Raw genomic sequence first — 20,605 nt, 5'->3', positions numbered from 1 at the left:
GGCGGGCATTTGCGTTACGAAACTGTCAGTCCCCGCCGAAGAGCTTCTTCAACATGCCCGCCATCGGGCCGCTCGCGGGGAGGCTGGCCTTGCCGCCTTGGCGGGCCTGCCGGATATGGCTCTGGCCTTTGACGGCGGCTGCGGGCTTGGCGGGTGCAGCGCCCTTCGCGCCGGCGGGCTCCTGCGACCCACCCGTCGCCAAGGCGAGCTTGTTCATGAAAACCGCATCCTCGCCCTTGGCGAGAGCGCCGGCGTGGCGCGCGATATCGGAGAGAAGCGGCTCCAGCCATTCGCGGTCGACTTTGGCGAAGTCACCGAGCACATGCGGATTGACCCGCTCCTTCGAGCCGGGATGGCCGATGCCGAGACGCGCGCGGCGATACTCCTTGCCGAGATGCGCGTCGATCGAGCGAAGGCCGTTATGACCGCCATGGCCACCACCGAGCTTCACGCGCACCTTGCCGGGCGGCAGATCCAGCTCGTCGTGGAACACCACGATCTCGGCGGGGGCGATCTTGTAGAAGCTGGCGGCGGCCTGCACGGAGCGTCCGCTGTCATTCATGAAGGTGAGGGGCTTGAGCAGGAGGACCTTTCGGCCGTCGATCATGCCTTCGGCGATCTCACCGTGAAACTTCTTGGTCCAGGGGCCGAAGGAGAAGGCTCTCGCGATCTCGTCCACCGCCATGAAACCGATATTGTGCCGGTTTCCCTCGTATTGCGGGCCAGGATTGCCCAATCCGACCATCAACAGCATAGTGCGGGATCCCTCGCGCCTTGACCTTGCGCGTTCAAGCGGACGGTGCGGGCGAGAAGTTTCCCGCCCGCACCGTATGGCAAGCCGAAACGGCTTACTTCTCTTCGGTGTCTTCCGCTTCGCCGGCTTCGACTTCGTCCGCTTCTTCGCTCATCGGAGGAACGATCGTGGCGATCACGAAGTCTTCGTCGGTGGAGAGCGAAACACCCTTGGGCAGCTTGAGGTCCGACGCATGGAGCGCGTCACCCATGTCGAGCTTCGACGCGTCGAGCGTGAAGCCTTCCGGGATCGCCTCGGCCGGGCAGTGCACTTCGATGTCGTGATGGACGACGTTCAGCGTGCCGTTCTTGGCCTTGATGCCCGGCGCCGCGTCTTCGTTCTCGAAGTGGACGGGAATGCGGACCGTGACCAGCGTGCGGTCGGAAACGCGCAGGTAGTCGACGTGGGTCAGCGTGTCCTTCACGACGTCGAGCTGGTAGTCCTTCGGCAGCACCTTGATCTGCTTGCCACCGACGTCGATCGTGATGACCGTCGTCAGGAAGCCGCCAGCGTGCAGCTTGAGGAAGGTCTCCTTGTAGGGGACCGCGATGGGGAGGGCGTCCTGCTTGTCGCCATAGATGACGGCAGGAACCATGTTGTTCCGGCGCAGATACCTGGCGGCCCCCTTGCCGACCTTCTCGCGCAGCTCGGCCTTGACCGTGTAGCTCTCGCTCATGATGAGTTCCTTTGGTTTGTTCAGAGGTTGTCGAGGCGGTATCCGCCATTGCGGACCGAAACGACGAAAAGCGGCCATGGCAGGCCGCTTCTCGTCCGCGCTGCCTCCAAGGGTGTCCGCGCGGACGCCGTGCCTATAGCGCGGGGCGGCCGGTTTCGCAAGAACGGGGCGTCTTGCGAGGGAGGAGGCGCGCGGCTACGCTTCTCGTCTCAATCTCTTCGGCCTCGCTTTCCATGACTCATCTCACCACGATCGGCTTCGACGCGGACGATACGCTCTGGCAGAACGAGACGTTCTTCCGGCTGACCGAGGAGCGCTTCGCCGCTCTGCTGGCCGAGCACGGCGATCTGCCGAGCATACGCGCCCGGTTGCTCGAGACCGAAAAGCGCAATCTCCAATTCTATGGTTTCGGCATCAAGGGTTTTACCCTTTCGATGATCGAGACCGCTCTGGAGTTGACCGACAACGACGCCCCTGCGAGCCTCGTTCGTGACATTCTGACTTTCGGGCGCGAGATGGCGCGCCACCCTGTGGAGCCCCTGGCAGAGGCTGCGGAGACGCTGGAGCGTCTGGCCGGGCGGTATCGGCTCGTTCTGATTACCAAGGGCGACCTGTTCGACCAGGAGCGCAAGCTGGCAGCGTCGGGGCTTGGCGAGCTTTTCCAAGCCGTCGAGATCGTGTCCGACAAAACCGAGGCGACTTATGCCAAGGTCTTCGACCGGCATGGGGATGGGCCGACGCGCGCCATGATGGTCGGCAATTCGCTCCGCTCGGATGTTCTGCCCGCGCTCGCGGCGGGCGCCTGGGGCGTTCACGTGCCCCATGAGCTGACCTGGGAATACGAACATGCCGAAGCGCCGCTGGAGGCGCCACGCTTTCGGCGGATCGAGGGGCTGGCCGATCTGCCCGGCTTGCTCGAAGAGATCGAAGGCTGACGGTTCTCAGCCCTCCCTCAGGCCTTTGCGCGATGCCGAAGCCGTGTCGCTTCGGCGGCGAGACGTCAGTCGAAGAGCGAGGAGACGGACTGTTCCGTCGTGGTGCGCGAGATGGCCTCGCCGAGCAGGGTTGCGATCGTCACGACGCGGATGTTGCGGGCTTCGCGGATCGCCTTGGTGGGCTCGATCGAGTCCGTGATCACGAGTTCCTCGATGCTGGATGCCGCGATGCGGGCCACCGCGCCGCCCGAGAGAACGCCATGCGTGATATAGGCACGGACGCCCTTGGCGCCGGCCGCCATCAAGGCGTCGGCCGCGTTGCAGAGCGTGCCGCCGGAATCGATGATGTCGTCGATCAGGATGCAGTGACGCCCCTTCACGTCACCGATGATGTTCATGACCTCGGATTCGCCGGGCTTCTCGCGGCGCTTGTCCACGATGGCGAGCGGCGCGTCGAGGCGCTTCGCTAACGCCCGGGCGCGCACGACGCCGCCGACGTCGGGCGAGACGACCATCACATGGTCCGTCTCCAGATGTTCCTTGATGTCGCGTGCCAGCAGCGGCACGGCGAAGAGATTGTCGGTCGGGATGTCGAAGAAGCCCTGGATCTGCCCGGCGTGGAGATCCATCGTCATGACGCGGTCGGCACCGGCTTCGGTGATCAGATTGGCGACGAGCTTGGCCGAGATCGGGGTGCGACCGCCCGCCTTCCGATCCTGCCGTGCGTAGCCGAAATAGGGCAGAACCGCCGTGATGCGACGCGCCGAGGCCCGGCGCAGCGCGTCGATCATGATGAGCAATTCCATCAGGTGATCGTTGGCGGGATAGGACGTGGACTGAATGACGAAACAGTCCTCGCCACGAACGTTTTCCTGGATTTCGACGAAGATTTCCTGGTCGGCGAAGCGCTTGACGGATGCGAGGCCGAGAGGCAGCTCCAGATACTTGCCGATGGACTCGGCGAGGCTGCGATTGGAGTTGCCCACAAATAATTTCATCGTGTCCCGCACCCGTTCATGAGGGGTCGCTTCGAGCCGCAGGGCGCGGTCGATGGCGGCAGGAACGCCGCCTGTATAAGGGCGCTCTTAGCAAGATCATGGAAAGATTCAAGCTTCGAGCACGCAAAAGGAAAGCCTGTGGCAAACGCCTCGAAATCCAAGGTTCTGACGCTCACGCCGTGAAGGCGAGGTCCAGCGGGAGGCGAGACAGGGTTTCGGGCGCGCCGTCGGTCGTCAGATAGGTTTGCCCAAGCGACATGGCCGTTCCGCTGTCCGGCTCCATGATGATCATATGGGCGAACAGCGTCATGCCCTGCCGGATGGGCTCGGCATTGCCGGCGACGAACATCTGCGGCTCCATCCAGGAGGGCGCGAAGCGCGCGCCGACAGAGTAGCCGCAGGCCGATAGCCGGTGACGCACGAGATCGTGCTCTTCCATGACGCGGGCATGAGCGTCGAACACATCCCCGAAACTCTGGCCGGGCCGCATCGCCTCTTCCACGGCGCTGAGGCCTTCCCGTGCTGCGGTCCACAATTCCTCATGCCGGATCAGCGGACGGCCGACGATCATGGTGCGCATCGCGGGCGCATGGTAATGGGCCCGAACGCCCGACCATTCCACGGTCAACTGGTCCTGCGCACCGAGCGTCCGGCGACCGGAGCGATAGCGGCACAGAAGCGCATCCTCGCCCGAGCCGAGAACGAAGGGATTGGCGGGATAGTCGCCGCCGGCACGGAGAATGGAGCCTTGCAGCGCATGGAGCAGGGCGGATTCGTCCGCGCCCTCGCGCACCAGCGGCAGCATCTCTTCGAACGCGTCGTCCCCCATGCGCGCGGCGTCGCGGATCAGAGCAATCTCCGCGTCGCTCTTGATCAGGCGCAGGGCAGGCACGAGGTCCGACGCATCGGTCAGTGTACCGAAGGAGGCGAGCTTCTCCTCGACCAAGCGACCATTGGCTGCCGTCAGGCCATGGGTCGCCCATTCGACGCCGATCCGTGCACCGAGCAGGCCCATATCGTCCATGATATCGCGAAGCTCGATCGCCGGGTTCGCGCCGACGCGATCGCGCCAGAGCACGATCGTCTCGATATTGGAGGTCTGGCGCGCTTGTGGCAGATCGGCGGAGCGCGTGAGAAGGCGCATCTCGCCATCGGCCTTCACGACGAGGCACTGAAAGAAGCAGAAGCCGAAGGTGTCATAGCCTGTCAGCCAATATATCGAGTCCTGTGCGAACAAGAGCAGCGCGTCGAGCTTGCGCTCCGCCATCTCGGCCTGGAGGCGGGCGCGGCGGTTTGCGAATTCGTCAGGCGAAAAATGCAGCATGGATCTCGCTCAAGGGCTGAGGGAGCGGGTCAGGCGAGGGTGATGGCCGAAAGTTGGCGACCATAGTCCGGCTCGCCGCGATGGGTGGTGCGGCGAAACGAGAAGAAGCGGTTCTCGTCGGCATAGGTGCAGGCACCGACGAAGGACGCTTGCGCGCCGAGACGCGTCAGCCGCGCGACGATATATCCGGGGAGATCGAACTGGCGCTTGTCTGCCGTTCGGCCCGGCGCGAAGAAGCGCTCGCTGGCCGGATTTTCTTCCAGGAAGGGAGCTATCATCGAGGCGTCGACCTCGTAGTTCGGCTGCGTGATGGTCGGTCCGAGCACGGCGATGATCCGATCGCGCCGTGCGCCGAGCCCTTCCATCGCCTCCAGCGTGCGATCCAGAACACCGCCGAGAGCACCGCGCCAGCCCGCATGGGCCGCCCCGATCACGCCGGCTTCCGCGTCCGCGAAGAGCACAGGCCCGCAGTCAGCCGTCACGACCCCAATCGGTAATCCGGCGACAATCGTTACCACGGCATCGGCCTTCGGCCGCTCGGTGCCGAACGGTTCCGTCACGACAGCCACATCGGGCGAATGAATTTGCCAAGGCGTCGCAATCACGCCATCGGCCGAGCCCAGAAACGCGGCGGCAGTCTGGCGATTTCTCTGCACGGCTTCAGGCTCGTCGTTCGAGCCGACCCCGACATTCAAGCCGCGATAGATGCCCTCGGAGACGCCGCCCGAGCGCGTGAAGAAGGCATGATGGACTCGGGAACGCGAGAGCGCATCCGCCTGGAGAACGTCGTCGGGCCGCAGTGCGGCTGATGAGGCGGTGCGACCGGACATGTCGGAGATGGTGGGCGAGGGGGACGTGGGAGTCAATCAAACTCTCCTCAAATGCGAAAAGGTGGGAGGGAGAGACGCGCGCTGGAGAGCGCTGCGACCTTGAACAGATCGCCCATATCATCAGGCCCGTTGCCCGCCAGGCGATGTACGGCCGCCGCCAATTCCTGCCGCCCTGCCTCGTTCATGGTGGACCCCAGCGCGCCCGCGCGCTCCAAAAGGCCGAGCGCCAGGAGAAAGGCCGCTTGCGTCATCGCGCCCACATGGGCAACGCCAAGCGCAGATCCAAGCGCCAGCACACGCTCGAAATCGACATGGCTGGTGATGTCGGCTTCGCCCACGGTATCCAATGCTGAGGCGAAGCGGTGCCGGCGCAATGCCTGGAGCGTGTCGCCGAAACCGGTCGCGAGGTGGCCGTAATCGATGATCAGCGCCGCGCCGTTCTGGCTCGCGATATGCCCGGCGAGCGCGCCGATGAGGGCATCGCGCTCGGGCGAAAACTCGAACACCGCGCCCTCACTTGGCCGCCCGAGGGCGGCTAGCGACGCAGGCACGGCCCGCAGCGCTGCGCCGTCACACACGACCAAAGCGCCATCCGCCAAACCGATTTCCCGCTCGCGCCATGCGCCATCCGCAAAACGGAGCTGACGAATGGCGATCGCGTCCAGAAGCTCGTTGCCGACGAGAATCAGCGGCAGGCGATCCAGCTCTTCGATCCGGCGATGCCGCGCGATCGGCAGGTCGAAGCGCGACACGCGCTCGATCTGCAGCGTGGCCAGACGATCGCTGGTTTCCACGATCCGCACCCGCGCCGCCCGCAGCATATCGGGGTCGATCTGGCGGATGCTGCGCAGCATGTCGTGAAGCAGCGTTCCGCGCCCCGGCCCGACCTCGCAGAGCACGAAGGGCGAGGGGCGTCCGAGTTCGCGCCATGCGGCGACCAGCCATGCGCCGATCAGCTCACCGAACATCTGGCTGACCTCGGGCGCGGTCACGAAATCGCCACCCGCGCCGAACGGGTCGCGCGTCGCGTAATAGCCATGCTCGCGGTCGAACAGCGCGATGTTCCAGAACCGGTCGAGCCGCATCGGCCCGCTCGCCGCGATCTCCTCGCGAATGCGCCGGTCGAGCGGCGTCAAACGCGGCTCGGCTCGGCGTCGGCGCGCGGCTCATACGCGCGCGGCTTGGCGGTGAGAACGGCCCAGATCCCGACGAGCAGCATGGGGATCGACAGGATCATGCCCATGGTCACCCAGCTCGTTCCTAGGAGATAGCCGAGCTGCACGTCGGGCATTCGGAAGAATTCCACGAAAATGCGCGCGCAGCCATACAAGAAGATGAAGACGCCCGCCGTCAGGCGCGGACGGCCGAGGCCCTTCAGTGCGTGTGTCACGAAGCGCAGCGCGAGGAAAAGCACGATACCCTCCAGTGCCGCTTCATAGAGTTGGCTGGGATGGCGCGGTTCCGGTCCAGCGTGCGGAAACACCATGGCCCAGGCCACATCCGTCGGTGCGCCCCAAAGCTCGCCATTGATGAAATTGGCGATGCGGCCAAAGAAGAGACCGAAGGGCACCGAGGCCGCGACCACATCTACCAGCGAGAAGAAGGGCACTTTTTGCGTGCGGCAAAAGAGGAGCATGGCGATCGTCACGCCGATCAACCCGCCATGGAAGGACATGCCGCCCTCCCAGATTCGGAAGGCCGAGAGCGGGTCTTCGGCGATGCGCGCGAAATCATAGAAGAAGATCGAGCCGAGACGCCCGCCGGCGACGATGCCGATTGTGATCCAGACGATGAAGTCGTCGATCTGCGTCTTGGTGATCGGAGAGACGCCATTCGGCCAGAGGCGCGGCGTCGAGACGAGATATCGCCCGTACATCCAGCCGCACAGGATGCCCGCGACATAGGCGAGCCCATACCAGCGCAGCGCGATCGGGCCGATCTGAAGAAAGACGGGATCGATCGCGGGATAGGTCAGGACGCCAAAGGCGGCTTGGCTCAGCATAGGGCGGTATCCTCAAGGCTGCATGACAGGGCATGCGCGGGGAGGATGTGCGACGGTGTGCCGTCACGGTCAACCCATGCCGGCTCCATTGCCAAGCGCGGCCCGACCGCCTACCTCAAGGTGAGTTGCAGCCATCGGAGCCAGCCATGACCAACCGAGGACCGAACCGCATGTTGGACGAGTTCGCCCGCATGATGACGGACGCTGCGGGCGCGGCCCAGGGCGTGCGGCGCGAGATGGAGACGGTGTTCCGCACCCAGGGTGAGCGCTTCATCAACCAGATGGACCTCGTGCAGCGCGAGGAGTTCGAGGTCGTGCGCGAAATGGCGGCCAAGGCGCGCATGGAGAACGAGGCGCTGAAGAAGCGCATCGCCGATCTCGAAGCCAAGCTCGGCGGCGGCGTGAAGCCGGCGGACGTGCCGGACGCGATGTAAGCGCGACCTTCTGTTCGAGTTTGAGCGAGGCGATTCGGAGGCGATCCGGGTCGCCTTTTTTGTTGCCGCATGGGGCATTCCCCACGTGACCTCCGGTCGCGCGAAGCCTGTTTCCGTCTCGTGGAAACCAAGGGGAAAGCCTCTCGAATTTTATCCACAGGCTTTGCACAGATTTGTTGGGCGAAGCCTCCGCCAGCTTGCGAATCGGAAAGTGCTTTTCGGGGAGTCGCTTACGCTTCACGCCGTCTGGCGAGGGATGGGGAAAGGCGTTTGAAAACGATTAAAATGCCCGCTGCCGTCTGGCATCCGGAATCCCGCTCTATACACTGATTCATAAGGTTGATTCGCCGCGGCGGCGGATCGGCCGGAATGCGGAAGCGGGGCGTGCGAGGAACGCGCCTTGCGGAGGGCGGGTCGCGTGCGGCGCCTGCTGATCCCGCATCGGGTGCGGCTTGTGGGGAATGTAATGCAACTCGCGGAATGGGAACCGAGACGTCACACCAATCCGGTGGACGTGATCGAACATGTCGCGGCGCGGCGCGACTGGGCCTTCGAGCGCCCTTGCGACAATGAGATCGAAGTCTCCGTCGCGGGCGTCTGGTCGGACTACGCCGTGTCCTTCTCCTGGATGGAGGATGCGGAAGTCCTACACCTCGGTTGTGCATTTTCTATGAAGGTGCCGGCCCGCCGCGAGGGCGAGGTGCTGCGTCTTCTCGCCAAGATCAACGAGCAGCAATTGCTCGGCCATTTCGACCTTTGGCCGTCCGAGGGCGCGGTCATGTTCCGCCACACCATGCTTTTGCCGGGTGGCGCGCAGCCGACGGGTCAGCAGGCCGAGCGGCTTCTGGCTGCAGCCCTTCAGGCGTGCGAGCGTTATTATCAAGCCTTCCAGTTCGTGCTCTGGGCGGACCGCGACGCCGAAGGTGCCCTAGCCTGCGCAGTGTTCGATACAGTGGGTAATGCCTGAATGAGTCAGAAGAGCGGTTTCTCGGCGGGGCGGCTGACGCTGCTGGGCGGTGGCAATATGGGCGGCGCGATGCTGCGCGGTTGGATCGCGGCCGGGCTCGACCCCGCCAGCGTCACGGTGGTGGATCCGAGCCCGAACGACGCCTTGGCGGAACTCTTCGAAGCGGGCGTCCACCATCGAACCGCCGCGCCGGACGAGGTGCAGGATGTGATCGTCCTCGCCGTCAAGCCGCAGATGCTGGACGAGGCAGCCTCTCAGCTGGGCGCGGCTCTCGGCGCGGAAACGCTGCTGATCTCGGTAGCGGCCGGTCGCACCGTCGCCTCCATCGAAGGCCTGCTCGGCGCGCATCCCGTGGTTCGAGCCATGCCCAACACGCCCGCGCTCATCGGCCGGGGCGTCACCGGCGCCTTTGCCAATGCGCGCGTGGACGAGAGCAAGCGCGCTTTGGCCGACCGGCTCCTCTCCGCCAGCGGCCCGGTGGAATGGGTGCCGGGCGAAGCCGAGATCGACATGGTGACGGCCGTGTCCGGCAGCGGGCCGGCCTATGTCTTCCTGCTGGCCGAAGCTTTGGCGGAAGCGGGCGTTGCGGCCGGTCTCGAACCCGCGCTCGCGATGCGCCTCGCTCGCCATACCGTGGCCGGGGCAGGCGAGCTGATGATCCGCTCTACGGACGAGCCGGCCCAGCTTCGCCGCAACGTGACCTCGCCCAAGGGCACCACGGAAGCGGCCTTGAAAGTTCTGATGGCCGACGATGGGTTCGGCCCGCTTCTCACGCGCGCCGTCGCCGCCGCGAAAACGCGCGCCGAAGAGTTGGCGCAGGGATGAGTGACGCCAGCACGCCCTCCGCATCCATCACCTACGGCGATTTCGAGAAGGTGGATATTCGCGTCGGGACGATCGTCTCGGCCGAGCCCTTTCCCGAGGCTCGCAAGCCTGCTTTGCGCCTCCTGATCGATTTCGGACCCGAGATCGGGCAGAAGAAGTCGTCGGCGCAGATCACGGTACGCCATAGCCCGGACGAGTTGGTCGGGCGTCAGGTCATGGCGGTCGTCAACTTCCCGCCCCGTCAGATCGGGCCGATGCGTTCCGAAGTGCTGACGCTGGGTTTCCCCGATGCGGACGGACATGTCGTGCTCGCCGCCCTCAGCCATCCCGTGCCGAACGGCGGCCGTCTTTTCTGATCAGGGCGCGCCATCCCGTCAGACGGGAAGGCGCACCATGGCTTTGAGTCCGCCCAGTGTGGATTCGGACAAGAGGATGTCGCCGCCGTGGCTGCGGGCGATGTCTCGGGCGATCGCGAGGCCAAGGCCCGTGCCGCCCGCGTCGATATTGCGCGCCTCGTCCAGCCGAACGAAGGGTTTGAACACGTCCTCGCGCCGGTCGGCCGGAATGCCCGGCCCGTCATCCTCTACGGAGATCGTCAGCCAGCGGTCGTCATGCCGGGCGGTCAGGCGCACCCGCGTTCCATGCCGCATGGCATTGGCCACGAGATTGCCGATGAGGCGGGTGAACGAGTCCGGCCGAACGGTGATCAGCGGATCGCCCAGGATGTCGGTTTCGATCAAGCGCTCCTTCAGCGCCGCTTCGCTTTCGAAACGCGCGAAGAGCCGTTCCAAATCGAGTTCGCCCACATCCTCGCCCGCTTCTCCCTTGGCAAAGGCGAGATAGCCTTCGAGCATCCGGCCCATCTCGTCGACGTCCTGCTCGAGTTCCTGACGGTCCTCGTTTTCATCGAGCAAGGCGAGTTGGAGGCGGAAGCGAGTCAGAACAGTGCGAAGGTCGTGGCTGACGCCGTTGAGCATCTGCGTGCGCTGCTCGATCTGCCGCTCGATCCGGTCTCGCATCTGAATGAAGGCGACCGACGCGCGGCGCACTTCAGAGGCGCCCCGAACGCGAAAATTCTCGGGCATCGGAAGCCCGCGCCCGAACCCCTCGGCGGCCTGAGCCAGCTTCTGAATGGGCCGGATCTGGTTGCGGAGGAACAGAATGGCGATCAGCAGAAGCACCGCCGACGTCCCGACCATCCAGACCAAGAAGATATGAGTGTTCGACGCATAGGCCGAGTTTCGCGGCGCAAAGACGCGCAGGAGATGATGCGGCAGCTGAATGCGGATTTCGAGGATGCGCGACTCGCCCACGGAGTCGATCCAGAACGGACGCCCGATCTGGCGCGTCAGCTCCTCCGACAGAATGCTGTCGAGAATATTGAAGAAGGGCTTGGGCGCCGGTGGGGGCAGGGGCTCGGGCGGCAGGACGAGCACGTTCAATCCCAGCCTTTCCCGAGCGATCCGGTTGATGGTCAGAAATTCCGGGTCTTGCGGGTATTGATCGATAATATCGATGATCGCCGCGATGTCCTGCACCACGGCGGTGGACAGGCGCTGCGTCACCGTCTGCCAGTGCCGCTCCATGAAGACGAAGGCCAGGACGGATTGCAGCAGCACCATGGGCGCGATGATGATGATCAGCGAGCGCGCATAAAGGCCCTTGGGCGTGCGGCGCGAGACAAAGCGCGGCACGTGCCGAAAGGGTCCGCGCCAGATGCGGGGCTTCTTCAAAAAGCTCAGGCCGGGCAGGGAGGGCCACCGCTCCGTGCGCCAGCGCTCGAACAGCGTCATCGCGCCGAAGCTCCTGTTGCCTGGGTCAATCGACGTTCAGCCGGTATCCGATGCCGCGCACGGTCTGGAGCCAGAGCGGGTTGGCAGGATCGCTCTCGATCTTGCGGCGCAGCCGGTTGATCTGCACGTCCACCGTCCGCTCCCCGACATCGGCCTCACCGCCGAGCAGGTCCTGACGGTGGATCGTATCACCTGCCTTCTGGGCGAACTGAACCATGATGTCCTGTTCACGCTCCGTCAGGCGGATGATCTCGGCGCCGCGCTTCAGCTCGCGGCGCGACAGGGAGAAGCTGAAGGGTCCGAAGCGCACATGCTCCACCTTCTGAATCGGCTGCGTGTTGCCGCGCTTCAGGATGTTGTTGACGCGCAGCAGCAGTTCGCGCGGGTCGAAGGGCTTGGACAGATAATCCTCCGCGCCCGCTTCCAGCCCCAGAATGCGGTCGTCCGTTTCCGAGCGCGCCGTCAGCATCAGGATCGGAATGTCTCTGATAGCCGAGAGCGAACGCGTGAGATCCAGCCCGCTTTCGCCGGGCATCATCACGTCCACGATCATCAGGTCGAAGTCGAGCCCGGTCAGGATGCGCCGCGCCTCGGCGGCGTCGGCTGCGACCGACACGCGAAAGCCGCGCTCGCTAAGGAACCGCGATAGGAGACTGCGGATGCGCCGGTCGTCATCCACCACGAGAAGATGCGGTGCGTCGTCATCGAGAGCCGCATGGCGCGCCACGCTTTCGGACAATGTCACGGCCTCATGTCTCCCTTCCGATGCCCTGTCGCGTAAACCAGTCGCGCGTCGCCTTCCGGTCATTGCTCATTTCCAGAAGGAAATCGTTCACTCGGCCCGGATCGTCCACCGCCGCCTCGCGAAACGCCGCGTCGATCCTGCGAACCTGAGCGCGCGACAGTTCCAGCGTCAGAGTGCGGCCTTTTTCCGTCGGATAGAGCCGCCGCTGCCTTCGATCGTCGCTTCCCTGCACCTGGACGACGAATTCCTCGTCGATCAACTGGCGCAACACGCGCGACAGCGACTGCTTGGTGATCTGCAGAAGCTCCAGAAGATCGGCGACCGTCATGCCCGGCGCGCGATTGACGAAATGCAGGATGCGGTGATGCGCCCGTCCGAACCCGTAGCGCTCCAGAATGGAATCCGCATCGGCCGTGAATTCGCGATAGGCGAAGAAGAACAACTCGATCAGGCGAAAGTCCAGCTCGCCGCGCGTCGGCAGGGGCTCTTCCACGATGCGAGGGCTCTCTGGCCGGAGAGTTTCGGGCAATGCGGCATCCATCGATTCAGTCAGCAACCATGACGTCGTGTTGGTCCATTGTTACACCCTGCCATTCCCTTGGAACAGCCTGTCGCCGAGAGCTCGCATGGCAGGCCAAAGGAACGGGGGGTGTACCGTTTTGAAACATGCCACCGATATGGCCGCCGCTCGTTTGTCCCCGCCCGCCGCTCCATGTTAGGCCCAAGAAGCCGCGAATGCCGGAGGATTGCCATGAGCCGCCTGTCGATCGAGATCGTTCCTGTCACGCCCTTCCAGCAGAATTGCTGCATCCTCTTCGATGAGAGTGAGAAGCGCGGCGTGGTGGTCGATCCCGGCGGCGACGTGCCCGATATTCTCGCGGCGCTGGATCGTCTGGGAGTCTCGCTGGATGCGATCTGGATCACCCATGGCCATATCGACCATGCCGGCGGCGCGATGGACCTGAAGGATGCAACCGGCGTCGACATCATCGGCCCGCATCGTGACGACCAGCCGCTTCTCTCCCGACTCGAAGATCAGGCGCGCATGTTCGGGCTTTCGGGGGGCGTGCGCAACGCCGTGCCCGACCGCTGGCTCAGCGAGGGCGAGACGCTGGCCATCGGCTCGCACCTCTTCGAAGTCCTGCATACGCCGGGCCATTCGCCGGGCCATGTCGTCTTCTTCAACCGCGCCGCCCGCTTTCTTCATGCGGGCGACGTTCTGTTCGCGGGCTCGATCGGGCGGACCGATCTCCCGGGCGGAGACCACGCCACGCTTCTGCGCTCGATCCGCGAAAAGGTTCTGCCCCTCGGAGACGATGTCGGCTTCATCTGCGGACACGGTCCGGGAAGCCGCCTCGGCACCGAGCGCCGAAGCAATCCGTTCCTGGTCTGAGACCGCGTTGTTCCGTTTTGAAACAGAGCCTCGTCAGTTTGCGGCGTCGCCCGTGCAGAAGCGGCGGCGACCGGTTTCGTCCGTATAGGTGCCGAGCGAGGCATCGAAGTTCGGATAGCGAGACACGCAGTCGCGCAGCCAGTCCTCCGTCCAGGGCTCGAAGCCGGACGAGGCTTTGGCTGGCGTCGTCGGCGTGGCGGTGGGCGCGGCACGTTGCGCTACCCGTCCACCCTCCGGAGCGGGCGTGGGCACGGGAACGCGCATGGCGTCCGGCATCTGGGCCTGCGGACGAGCGGGCTCGGGCTTATCCACCGGCACGTCCGGGTCCGGATAGACGGTGACGGCCTGTTCGGCCGGGCTGAGCTTGGCGAACTCCACCGAACCCGGCGCGCGGCCGAGATGCACATCGTCCTTTTCAGGTGACGCGCGGCGGAAATCCGGGCTGATGCGAATGATCTTGGTGGTGCCGGAATACACGATGTCCAGCCCGTCCGGGCCGTAGGGTCGCCGGTCGAGACGAGCCGTTTCCACATCGATGATCTTCGGCGCATGTGCGCCGGGCATCGTATGGAAGCTCGGCGCGATCTGCTTCTCGTCCAAGGCGCGATTGATTTGGATCACCGAAATGCTGCCGCCCCCGGTTCCGGAGGTTCCATACGGCGCGCCCTCCGATCCCGGCCAGCCACCATCCTCCAGACGCGACACCGAGCCATGGTGACGGCGGCCGCTATACGAGCCGTAGCCGCCATGGGGATCGTGAAGTCCGGGATAGCGCGCCAGTTCAACGCCGTCCGAAATGGAGCCGACCGAACCCACGGCTTGGCCCGCCATCGCCGAGGGCGCTGCCGACACGGCCATGGCCATGGAAAACAGGAGGTGCTGGAGCCGCATGTGCTGATCTCGTGTTAACGATTCGTTAACAAGGATACAGCAAGGCGCGTGCCAGGAAAGCCGTTCCGATCTGGAACGGGGCGGTGGCGTCTATGGCCGGTATGGGGTGGAGGAGCCGGCCTGTCGACCGGTGGCGCAGATCGGGCAGGGGCACCGCATGGTGTTGGACGCTGCCGCCGTGAACCGTTGAGCGACGGCGATGTGATCCTTGTCACGATCGACGTCCACGGTGAACCGTCCTTCGCGCCGGAGCCGCAGAGCGATCTCGAGTTCACGGGGCGGAAAATGGTTCGGCGTCAAACGAAAGGCGGCCCGTTTGACGAGGTCAAACGAGCCGCTGAAACTGTGGAACGCTCGCCGAGGCGGCGTCTTGTTCGGGTGTCAGCCCGCCATCTCGAGGTTCACAGCCTTCGGGCCCTTGCCGCGCTTGTCCGGCTCGGTGTCGTAAGACACTTTCTGGTTTTCCACGAGGCCGGGAAGGCCGGAGGCCTGAACAGCCGAGATATGGACGAAGATATCGGCGCCGCCATTGTCAGGCTTGATGAAACCGAAACCCTTTTCGGTATTGAAGAACTTGACTGTACCGGTCTGTGACATGTGGAACCTTTTTCCTTATGCTTTTCAGGTTTCCCTGATCTGTATTGCAGGCAAGTCTTGATGCGAGGAAAAGGAACCGATACATCGCGACCCGCTTTCGCGGACCACCCGGAGGATGCGCCTCCGATACGCAATTCGTCCATTACCCGAGTTCGCGAATTTGCCCGAACACGAACTTTGTGAAACGAGTTTCTAGACTTTGCAAGCAAAAGTTTTTCGACGCCCACTTGTCCTATACGTCATCTGACAAATGGAGATTTGAACCGCTCGGTAAAAAATCCGCGCAAACTTCTGATATGTCATCGAGTTTTACTCCAGACAGATAAGAGGCCGAAGAAGCGCTTTGGGGAATAGACGCGCGAAGCTTGCATGAATCGTTTCTCGAAAGAGCGTTCACGTTGCTTTCCGGGAAGCGTGAAGTCGCCCTTCTTGATATGTGGAACTTATCGATGCGGGAGGCCTTCCTCTCTCGAACGTTCGCAAGCCGAACAGAGATCAGAAGGAAGCTCCCCATGTTGAAGACCATTCTCGTCGCCACCGGGTTTGCCGCGATCGCGGCCTTCCCCGCTCTTGCGCAGTCCACCGATGGCGCGTCCACCTCCGCAGCGCCGGTCATGCCGCAGGCCTCGCAGACAACGCCGGATCAGATGGGCCGCGCCGCCACGACGGGTAACACATCGGCTGCCCCGTCCACCGGCACCATGTCGGATGGAGCTATGGCGCCGCAGGGCTCGGACACGATGTCCACCGGCTCGGTCGATCGTGACCCGAGCGAAATCCAGACCCAAGGCATGGACTCGAATGCGGCCGCAGCGGCCCAGGAAAGCACCCCATCGAACGGCCTCGTTCCGGGTCAGAGCCCGAACTGATCTCACGTCAATTCGCGGATGGGGAGGCCGTCTTTCGGGGCGGCCTTTTCTTTTGGCTTTCGTCTCTCTCGCAGGAACGGCAGGCCGACGGCGACCGTTTCCTCGCATATGTTTTTCGAAGGATCAGATCATGAATCGTCCCATCGGGATCGTAGCTCTGGGTCTATGGACCGTTGCCATGGCCTTGCCTGCGGCTGCACAGGATTCCGCGCCCATTCCCCGCAATGGAGGCGTGGTGCAGGTCGAAGCCGGCCGCAGCGTCGCGCGGGAAGCGCCCGGACTACCGGGTGTCGGCCTCGATGGCGGTAGCGCGGAGCGGGATTTGCCGCGTGGACCGGGCGGCCTTGCCAATGGTGTCGGCGCCTATGGCGTCATGGCCCCGGACGCATCGGGAACCGCTGGCAATACGCTGACCCGCATCCCCGGAGCCATCCCGGATACGAACGACAGTTCGGGCATTCCGCTCGCGTCACCCGGCGCACCGGTGCGCTGATGTCTCGAAGCTGACGCCTTACAGCCGCGCGCCAGCGTGCGCGGCGTCGGACCCCAGCCCAGGAAAGGCATATATCATGAAACATTCTCGGTTCTGGTTCGCCGGACTGGCGATCCTCAGCGTTGTGGCAGTGGTGGATAGCGCGGCCGCATCGGAAGAAACGCTCCAGCTTTCGCCGCGCGAGCGCGAACAGGTGGTCGGCCATTATGTGAGGCCCGATGGTCGCGTCGTGCCGCTTGTGGAGAACAATGGCATTCCGTTCCTGTTCGGGCTCGGCGATGCGCGGGGAAAGCCGTCGAGCGTTCCGCTCGTGAATGGCCGAACCGCGACGGTCGAAGCTTCAACGGCATCGGGAGGGATCGTTCCGGGCCAAGACCCCGAGTAACGGTCGCCTGCACTCGTCCCGATCCGCGAAGCTGCTCGGAGAGCGGCAGGTCTTTTTTTGCGCAAAGGGCACAGAAAATAGGCGATGGTTGTTGGAAAGATCGCAGGGCATCCTTTCAATTGTCCGACGTCCAGTGTCAAACCCGCTGGAGATCGTGTTCCAAAGCCGATGAAGAAAGTTCCGATGCGTTTTCCTGTCGCCTTTTCGCCCCTTGCCGCGACTCGTCGCTCCGTCCTGAGCCTCTTGACCTTGTCTGCCGTCATGATCGGTGGCGGCGCCATGTTGGGCTCCGAGGCCAAGGCCGCGGAAACCGTGAAGGTCGGCATCATGGCGGGCGAGGATGAAGAGGTCTGGAAGGTCGTAGCTGCGGAAGCGGCAAAGAACGACCTCGACGTCGAACGCGTGGTGTTCTCGGATTACGTGCAGCCGAATGAGGCACTGGCGAATGGTGAGATCCAGGCCAACGCCTTCCAGCATCAGCCCTATCTCAACGCGCAGGTGCAGCAGCACGGCTACAAGATCGTGCCGGTCGGCTACACGCTGATTCAGCCGATCGGCCTCTACTCCCGCAAGCACAAGAGTGTTGCCGACCTGCCCGAAGGGGCTTCGATCGGCATTCCCAACGACCCGTCGAACGCCGGCCGCGCGCTGAACCTTCTCCAAGCTCAGGGGTTGATCAAGCTGCGCGATGGCGCGGGCATTCTTGCAACCGCGATCGATGTCGAAAGCAACCCGAAGACCATCCAGATTCGCGAGCTGGATGCCGGGATCGTGGGGCGCTCGATCGACGATCTCGACGCTGGCGTCGTCAACACGGATTGGGCACTGAAGAGCGGTATCGATCCCCAGAAGGAGCGCATTGCGCAGGAGCCTCTGGAAAACAATCCCTACCGCAACTTCATCGCCGTCCGCGAGCAGGACAAGGACGCGCCTTGGGTCAAGACGCTCGTCAGCGCCTATCAGACCGACGCGGTGAAGCAGGCTCTGGCCACATGGTACAAGGGAACGACCCTGCCGGCTTGGTGATCTCAAGCCCGTCCTGAACGAATCCACCCGTTTTGAACGGGCGGTGGCTGCCCTGCCGGGCAACCGCCGCCCGCTTCTCGTTTTAAAAAGGCCTGTGATCGCATCGCCATGACAATCTCACCTCTTGGCTCCTCGCCCAGCCCGGATAGGACGACCCCCATCCTTCGGTTGGCGGGTGTTTCCAAACGTTTCGGTTCCCATCAAGCTCTGCGAGGGATCGACCTGTCCGTTCAAAAGGGCGAAATCCTCGGCATTATCGGCCGTTCGGGTGCCGGCAAATCGACGTTGATCCGTTGCATCAACGGGCTGGAACAGCCGGATGAAGGCCGCGTGGAGGTCGAGGGGCGTTCGATCGAGCGCCTCAGCGAGCGTGCGCTTCAGCCGCTGCGCCGCCGCGTCGGCATGGTCTTCCAGCACTTCAACCTTCTGGCCAATCGCACGGCCGCCGAGAATATCGCCCTGCCGCTCAAGATCGCCGGTGTTGGGCGGGCCGAGCGCACGCGGCGCGTTGCCGAGCTGCTCGATCTCGTAGGGCTCGGCGGGCGCGGCGAGCGCTTTCCAGCGCAAATGTCGGGTGGGCAGAAGCAGCGCGTCGGCATCGCGCGCGCCCTCGCGGCCGACCCGGCTCTGCTTCTGTCCGACGAGGCGACCTCCGCGCTCGACCCGGAAACGACCGAGCAGATTCTGGCGCTTCTCGGCGACATCAACCAGCGGCTCGGCCTCACCATCGTTCTGATCACGCATGAGATGGAAGTCGTGCGCCGCATCGCGAACCGTGTCGTGGTTCTGGAAGGCGGCGTCGTCGCGGAAGAGGGGCCTGTCTGGCAGGTTTTCGCCGAGCCGGCTTCCCCGGTCACGCGCGGCCTTCTCCAATCCATCACGCCCGAGCTGCCTCAACGCATCCTCTCTACCCTCTCATCGGAGCCGCCCGGCGAGGCCGTACTGCGCCTCGACTTCGGCGGAGAACGCGCGGACGATCCGGTGATCTCGGATTTCACGCGTGCCTTTGGCAGGCCTGCCCGCATCGTCGGCGGCCATCTGCACGAAATCCAGTTCCGTCCGGTCGGTCGTCTCTTCATCGGCGTCGAGCAAAGCGGATCGGACGACCTGAAGGCCGTCATGGATTTCCTCGCCGCCCGAACCCTCAAGACGGAGTGCCTCGGCTATGTCCGCCGCGCTGTATGATCTTCTCTGGCGCTCCACGTGGGAGACGCTGCTCATGACCGGGGTCTCGGGCCTCGCCTCGCTTGTCTTCGGTCTGCCGATCGGTCTGCTTCTCGTTCTGACCGATCGGGGCGCGATCCTGCAGAACCTCTGGCTGAACCGTACCCTAGGCGGGGTCGTGAACGCCTTCCGCTCCGTGCCCTTCATCATCCTTCTGGTGGCGCTGATTCCCTTCACGCGTCTCGTGGTCGGCACGTCGATCGGCACATGGGCGGCCATCGTGCCGCTCTCGGTCGCCGCCATTCCCTATTACGCGCGGATCGCAGAGGTCTCCTTGCGCGAGGTCGATCCGAACCTGGTGGAAGCGGCGCGCGCCATGGGGGCGGGGCGCTGGACGATCGTGCGCGAGGTGCTGATCCCCGAGGCCTTGCCCGGACTGGTGTCGGGCTTCGTCGTAACGCTGGTGACGCTGATCGGCGCGACGGCCGTGGCGGGCGCCATCGGCGCGGGCGGCTTGGGCGATCTCGCGATCCGCTATGGCTACCAGCGTTTCGAGACCAGCGTCATGGTCGCGGTCGTTGCGATCCTGATCGTCATGGTCTGCCTGCTGCAATGGGGCGGCGACAGGTTGGTGGCCCGGCTCGACCATCGCAAGTGACAAAGGAAAGGCCGCCGCGAGGGGATCGCGGCGGCCTCTTTTCTAGTGTGGGTGAGCGGCGATTACTCGCGCTCGCCCGTGAAGTTCAGCAGGAGCTGGAAGATGTTGACGAAGTTCAGGTAGAGCGAGAGCGCACCGAACACGGCCATCTTCTGCTGCGACTCCGCCGAGAAGTTCTCGGCATACTGCTCCTTGATCGTCTGCGTGTCCCAGGCGGTCAGGCCGACGAAGACGATGATGCCGATCACCGACACGGCGAACTGAAGCGCCGAGGAGCCGATGAAGTAGTTGGCGATCGAAGCGATGATGACACCGATCAGGCCCATCATCAGGAGCGAGCCCATCTTCGTCAGGTCACGCTTCGTTGTGTAGCCGTAGAGGCTCGTCGCGCCGAACATGGCGGCGGCGATGAAGAAGGTGTTGGCGATGCTGGCGCTCGTGAACACCAGGAACACCGACGAAAGCGACAGGCCCATCACGGCGCAGAAGGCCCAGAAGGTCATCTGCGCGGCACCCGCCGACATGGCCTGGATGCGGAACGAGAAGAACAGAACGAAGCCCAGCGGGGCCAGCATCACCACCCACTTCAAGGGCGAGTTGAAGATCGGCACATAGAGCGCCGGGGTGTTGCCGACGACGAAGGCGACAAGGCCCGTGACCACGAGGCCGAGGCCCATATAGTTGAAGACGCGCAGCATATGCTGGCGCAGGCCCTCGTCGAACAGGGCGCCGGAGGCAGGCGCGGCCTGCGTGCCCCAGCCATAATGCGGTGTGTTCATCGGTGTAACTCCATGAAACGCGGGTGAG

25 protein-coding genes are annotated in these 20,605 nt (G+C 64.1%); 12 read left to right on the top strand and 13 right to left on the bottom strand.

The genetic code is table 11. The annotated features are described in order from the left end of the window. Nucleotides 1–25: 25 nt before the first annotated feature. Both pth and AUL36_RS07080 read right to left on the bottom strand, forming a co-directional pair. Entirely contained in the window at nt 26–754 is a 729-nt protein-coding gene (pth, locus tag AUL36_RS07085; RefSeq protein WP_062219292.1) for an aminoacyl-tRNA hydrolase, read from the bottom strand. 94 nt (nt 755–848) lie between these two features. Next, nucleotides 849–1,469 carry a 50S ribosomal protein L25/general stress protein Ctc gene (locus AUL36_RS07080; protein WP_062219290.1) on the bottom strand — a complete coding sequence of 207 codons (621 nt, stop codon included), beginning with the start codon at nt 1,467–1,469 and terminating at the stop codon, nt 849–851. A 233-nt stretch (nt 1,470–1,702) separates the two neighbouring features. On the opposite strand from AUL36_RS07080, the gene AUL36_RS07075 reads away from it, so the two are divergent. After that, the gene (locus AUL36_RS07075) at nt 1,703–2,404 is read left to right on the top strand and encodes an HAD family hydrolase (RefSeq protein ID WP_062219287.1); all 702 of its coding nucleotides are present in this window, start codon (nt 1,703–1,705) and stop codon (nt 2,402–2,404) included. Between the two features lie 65 nt (nt 2,405–2,469). On the opposite strand, the gene AUL36_RS07070 is transcribed toward AUL36_RS07075, so the two are convergent. The 5 genes from AUL36_RS07070 to lgt form a co-directional block, all read right to left on the bottom strand. Continuing rightward, the gene (locus tag AUL36_RS07070; RefSeq protein ID WP_058602261.1) at nt 2,470–3,402 is read right to left on the bottom strand and encodes a ribose-phosphate pyrophosphokinase; all 933 of its coding nucleotides are present in this window, start codon (nt 3,400–3,402) and stop codon (nt 2,470–2,472) included. 172 nt (nt 3,403–3,574) lie between these two features. After that, on the bottom strand, nt 3,575–4,726 hold the full coding sequence (locus tag AUL36_RS07065) for a M24 family metallopeptidase (RefSeq protein WP_062219285.1): 1,152 nt from the start codon (nt 4,724–4,726) through the stop codon (nt 3,575–3,577). 29 nt (nt 4,727–4,755) lie between these two features. Further along, entirely contained in the window at nt 4,756–5,556 is an 801-nt protein-coding gene (gene pgeF / locus AUL36_RS07060) for a peptidoglycan editing factor PgeF (protein WP_062219374.1), read from the bottom strand. Between the two features lie 47 nt (nt 5,557–5,603). After that, a complete protein-coding gene (locus AUL36_RS07055) occupies nt 5,604–6,692 on the bottom strand; it encodes a class I SAM-dependent methyltransferase (RefSeq protein ID WP_062219283.1) in 1,089 nt (362 codons plus the stop codon). Further along, a complete protein-coding gene (gene lgt / locus AUL36_RS07050; RefSeq protein WP_062219280.1) occupies nt 6,689–7,558 on the bottom strand; it encodes a prolipoprotein diacylglyceryl transferase in 870 nt (289 codons plus the stop codon). Before lgt ends, AUL36_RS07055 begins: the two co-directional genes overlap by 4 nt. A 146-nt stretch (nt 7,559–7,704) precedes the next feature. On the opposite strand from lgt, the gene AUL36_RS07045 reads away from it, so the two are divergent. From AUL36_RS07045 to AUL36_RS07030, 4 genes are all read left to right on the top strand, one after another. Beyond that, complete coding sequence (locus AUL36_RS07045) at nt 7,705–7,992, top strand: accessory factor UbiK family protein (RefSeq protein ID WP_058602265.1); 288 nt, start codon at nt 7,705–7,707, stop codon at nt 7,990–7,992. A 466-nt stretch (nt 7,993–8,458) separates the two neighbouring features. After that, a complete protein-coding gene (locus AUL36_RS07040; RefSeq protein WP_062219372.1) occupies nt 8,459–8,959 on the top strand; it encodes a YbjN domain-containing protein in 501 nt (166 codons plus the stop codon). Beyond that, entirely contained in the window at nt 8,960–9,784 is an 825-nt protein-coding gene (gene proC / locus AUL36_RS07035) for a pyrroline-5-carboxylate reductase (protein ID WP_062219278.1), read from the top strand. Further along, nucleotides 9,781–10,140 (top strand): tRNA-binding protein, encoded by a 360-nt coding sequence (locus AUL36_RS07030; RefSeq protein ID WP_062219276.1) that lies wholly within the window; start codon nt 9,781–9,783, stop codon nt 10,138–10,140. The genes proC and AUL36_RS07030 overlap by 4 nt, the downstream gene beginning before the upstream one ends. A gap of 18 nt (nt 10,141–10,158) precedes the next feature. Here the strand turns inward: AUL36_RS07030 and AUL36_RS07025 are convergent, their stop codons facing one another. From AUL36_RS07025 to AUL36_RS07015, 3 genes are read right to left on the bottom strand one after another with little or no spacing between them, the layout of a single operon-like run. Continuing rightward, a complete protein-coding gene (locus AUL36_RS07025; RefSeq protein WP_244493435.1) occupies nt 10,159–11,577 on the bottom strand; it encodes an ATP-binding protein in 1,419 nt (472 codons plus the stop codon). A gap of 25 nt (nt 11,578–11,602) precedes the next feature. Continuing rightward, a complete protein-coding gene (locus AUL36_RS07020) occupies nt 11,603–12,316 on the bottom strand; it encodes a response regulator (RefSeq protein WP_082640311.1) in 714 nt (237 codons plus the stop codon). Between the two features lie 10 nt (nt 12,317–12,326). Further along, a complete protein-coding gene (locus tag AUL36_RS07015) occupies nt 12,327–12,863 on the bottom strand; it encodes a MarR family winged helix-turn-helix transcriptional regulator (RefSeq protein ID WP_058602269.1) in 537 nt (178 codons plus the stop codon). A 210-nt stretch (nt 12,864–13,073) separates the two neighbouring features. Here AUL36_RS07015 and AUL36_RS07010 point away from each other — a divergent pair, with 210 nt between their 5' ends. Beyond that, nucleotides 13,074–13,715: an MBL fold metallo-hydrolase gene (locus AUL36_RS07010; RefSeq protein ID WP_062219274.1), complete on the top strand. Its 642-nt coding sequence runs from the start codon at nt 13,074–13,076 to the stop codon at nt 13,713–13,715. A gap of 33 nt (nt 13,716–13,748) precedes the next feature. On the opposite strand, the gene AUL36_RS07005 is transcribed toward AUL36_RS07010, so the two are convergent. After that, nucleotides 13,749–14,606, bottom strand: a complete 858-nt coding sequence (locus tag AUL36_RS07005) for a hypothetical protein (RefSeq protein ID WP_062219272.1) — start codon at nt 14,604–14,606, stop codon at nt 13,749–13,751. Between the two features lie 381 nt (nt 14,607–14,987). After that, complete coding sequence (locus AUL36_RS07000; protein WP_058602272.1) at nt 14,988–15,203, bottom strand: cold-shock protein; 216 nt, start codon at nt 15,201–15,203, stop codon at nt 14,988–14,990. Between the two features lie 512 nt (nt 15,204–15,715). On the opposite strand from AUL36_RS07000, the gene AUL36_RS06995 reads away from it, so the two are divergent. The 6 genes from AUL36_RS06995 to AUL36_RS06970 all read left to right on the top strand — a co-directional run bounded on the left by AUL36_RS06995 (nt 15,716) and on the right by AUL36_RS06970 (nt 19,798). Continuing rightward, nucleotides 15,716–16,072 carry a hypothetical protein gene (locus AUL36_RS06995; protein WP_062219270.1) on the top strand — a complete coding sequence of 119 codons (357 nt, stop codon included), beginning with the start codon at nt 15,716–15,718 and terminating at the stop codon, nt 16,070–16,072. 130 nt (nt 16,073–16,202) lie between these two features. Next, complete coding sequence (locus tag AUL36_RS06990; RefSeq protein ID WP_058602274.1) at nt 16,203–16,565, top strand: hypothetical protein; 363 nt, start codon at nt 16,203–16,205, stop codon at nt 16,563–16,565. Between the two features lie 76 nt (nt 16,566–16,641). Beyond that, a complete protein-coding gene (locus AUL36_RS06985; RefSeq protein WP_062219268.1) occupies nt 16,642–16,950 on the top strand; it encodes a hypothetical protein in 309 nt (102 codons plus the stop codon). A 183-nt stretch (nt 16,951–17,133) separates the two neighbouring features. Continuing rightward, complete coding sequence (locus AUL36_RS06980) at nt 17,134–17,976, top strand: MetQ/NlpA family ABC transporter substrate-binding protein (RefSeq protein WP_062219370.1); 843 nt, start codon at nt 17,134–17,136, stop codon at nt 17,974–17,976. A 108-nt stretch (nt 17,977–18,084) separates the two neighbouring features. After that, on the top strand, nt 18,085–19,161 hold the full coding sequence (locus AUL36_RS06975) for a methionine ABC transporter ATP-binding protein (protein WP_062219266.1): 1,077 nt from the start codon (nt 18,085–18,087) through the stop codon (nt 19,159–19,161). Beyond that, on the top strand, nt 19,142–19,798 hold the full coding sequence (locus AUL36_RS06970; RefSeq protein ID WP_062219264.1) for a methionine ABC transporter permease: 657 nt from the start codon (nt 19,142–19,144) through the stop codon (nt 19,796–19,798). The genes AUL36_RS06975 and AUL36_RS06970 overlap by 20 nt, the downstream gene beginning before the upstream one ends. A gap of 62 nt (nt 19,799–19,860) precedes the next feature. On the opposite strand, the gene AUL36_RS06965 is transcribed toward AUL36_RS06970, so the two are convergent. Continuing rightward, on the bottom strand, nt 19,861–20,577 hold the full coding sequence (locus AUL36_RS06965; RefSeq protein ID WP_062219262.1) for a Bax inhibitor-1/YccA family protein: 717 nt from the start codon (nt 20,575–20,577) through the stop codon (nt 19,861–19,863). Nucleotides 20,578–20,605 lie beyond the last annotated feature (28 nt).

Origin of the sequence: Aureimonas sp. D3 (assembly GCF_001463805.1) — a bacterium.
Taxonomy (GTDB): Bacteria; Pseudomonadota; Alphaproteobacteria; order Rhizobiales; family Rhizobiaceae; genus Aureimonas; species Aureimonas ureilytica_A.
This window is presented reverse-complemented; position numbering and strand designations above follow the sequence as displayed.

Coding starts and splice junctions, on each gene's coding strand:
- pth (WP_062219292.1), bottom strand. CDS start 754: ATGCTGTTGATGGTCGGATTGGGCAATCCTGGCCCGCAATACGAGGGA.
- AUL36_RS07080 (WP_062219290.1), bottom strand. CDS start 1,469: ATGAGCGAGAGCTACACGGTCAAGGCCGAGCTGCGCGAGAAGGTCGGC.
- AUL36_RS07075 (WP_062219287.1), top strand. CDS start 1,703: ATGACTCATCTCACCACGATCGGCTTCGACGCGGACGATACGCTCTGG.
- AUL36_RS07070 (WP_058602261.1), bottom strand. CDS start 3,402: ATGAAATTATTTGTGGGCAACTCCAATCGCAGCCTCGCCGAGTCCATC.
- AUL36_RS07065 (WP_062219285.1), bottom strand. CDS start 4,726: ATGCTGCATTTTTCGCCTGACGAATTCGCAAACCGCCGCGCCCGCCTC.
- pgeF (WP_062219374.1), bottom strand. CDS start 5,556: ATGTCCGGTCGCACCGCCTCATCAGCCGCACTGCGGCCCGACGACGTT.
- lgt (WP_062219280.1), bottom strand. CDS start 7,558: ATGCTGAGCCAAGCCGCCTTTGGCGTCCTGACCTATCCCGCGATCGAT.
- AUL36_RS07045 (WP_058602265.1), top strand. CDS start 7,705: ATGACCAACCGAGGACCGAACCGCATGTTGGACGAGTTCGCCCGCATG.
- AUL36_RS07040 (WP_062219372.1), top strand. CDS start 8,459: ATGCAACTCGCGGAATGGGAACCGAGACGTCACACCAATCCGGTGGAC.
- proC (WP_062219278.1), top strand. CDS start 8,960: ATGAGTCAGAAGAGCGGTTTCTCGGCGGGGCGGCTGACGCTGCTGGGC.
- AUL36_RS07030 (WP_062219276.1), top strand. CDS start 9,781: ATGAGTGACGCCAGCACGCCCTCCGCATCCATCACCTACGGCGATTTC.
- AUL36_RS07025 (WP_244493435.1), bottom strand. CDS start 11,577: ATGACGCTGTTCGAGCGCTGGCGCACGGAGCGGTGGCCCTCCCTGCCC.
- AUL36_RS07015 (WP_058602269.1), bottom strand. CDS start 12,863: ATGGATGCCGCATTGCCCGAAACTCTCCGGCCAGAGAGCCCTCGCATC.
- AUL36_RS07010 (WP_062219274.1), top strand. CDS start 13,074: ATGAGCCGCCTGTCGATCGAGATCGTTCCTGTCACGCCCTTCCAGCAG.
- AUL36_RS07005 (WP_062219272.1), bottom strand. CDS start 14,606: ATGCGGCTCCAGCACCTCCTGTTTTCCATGGCCATGGCCGTGTCGGCA.
- AUL36_RS07000 (WP_058602272.1), bottom strand. CDS start 15,203: ATGTCACAGACCGGTACAGTCAAGTTCTTCAATACCGAAAAGGGTTTC.
- AUL36_RS06995 (WP_062219270.1), top strand. CDS start 15,716: ATGTTGAAGACCATTCTCGTCGCCACCGGGTTTGCCGCGATCGCGGCC.
- AUL36_RS06990 (WP_058602274.1), top strand. CDS start 16,203: ATGAATCGTCCCATCGGGATCGTAGCTCTGGGTCTATGGACCGTTGCC.
- AUL36_RS06985 (WP_062219268.1), top strand. CDS start 16,642: ATGAAACATTCTCGGTTCTGGTTCGCCGGACTGGCGATCCTCAGCGTT.
- AUL36_RS06980 (WP_062219370.1), top strand. CDS start 17,134: ATGCGTTTTCCTGTCGCCTTTTCGCCCCTTGCCGCGACTCGTCGCTCC.
- AUL36_RS06975 (WP_062219266.1), top strand. CDS start 18,085: ATGACAATCTCACCTCTTGGCTCCTCGCCCAGCCCGGATAGGACGACC.
- AUL36_RS06970 (WP_062219264.1), top strand. CDS start 19,142: ATGTCCGCCGCGCTGTATGATCTTCTCTGGCGCTCCACGTGGGAGACG.
- AUL36_RS06965 (WP_062219262.1), bottom strand. CDS start 20,577: ATGAACACACCGCATTATGGCTGGGGCACGCAGGCCGCGCCTGCCTCC.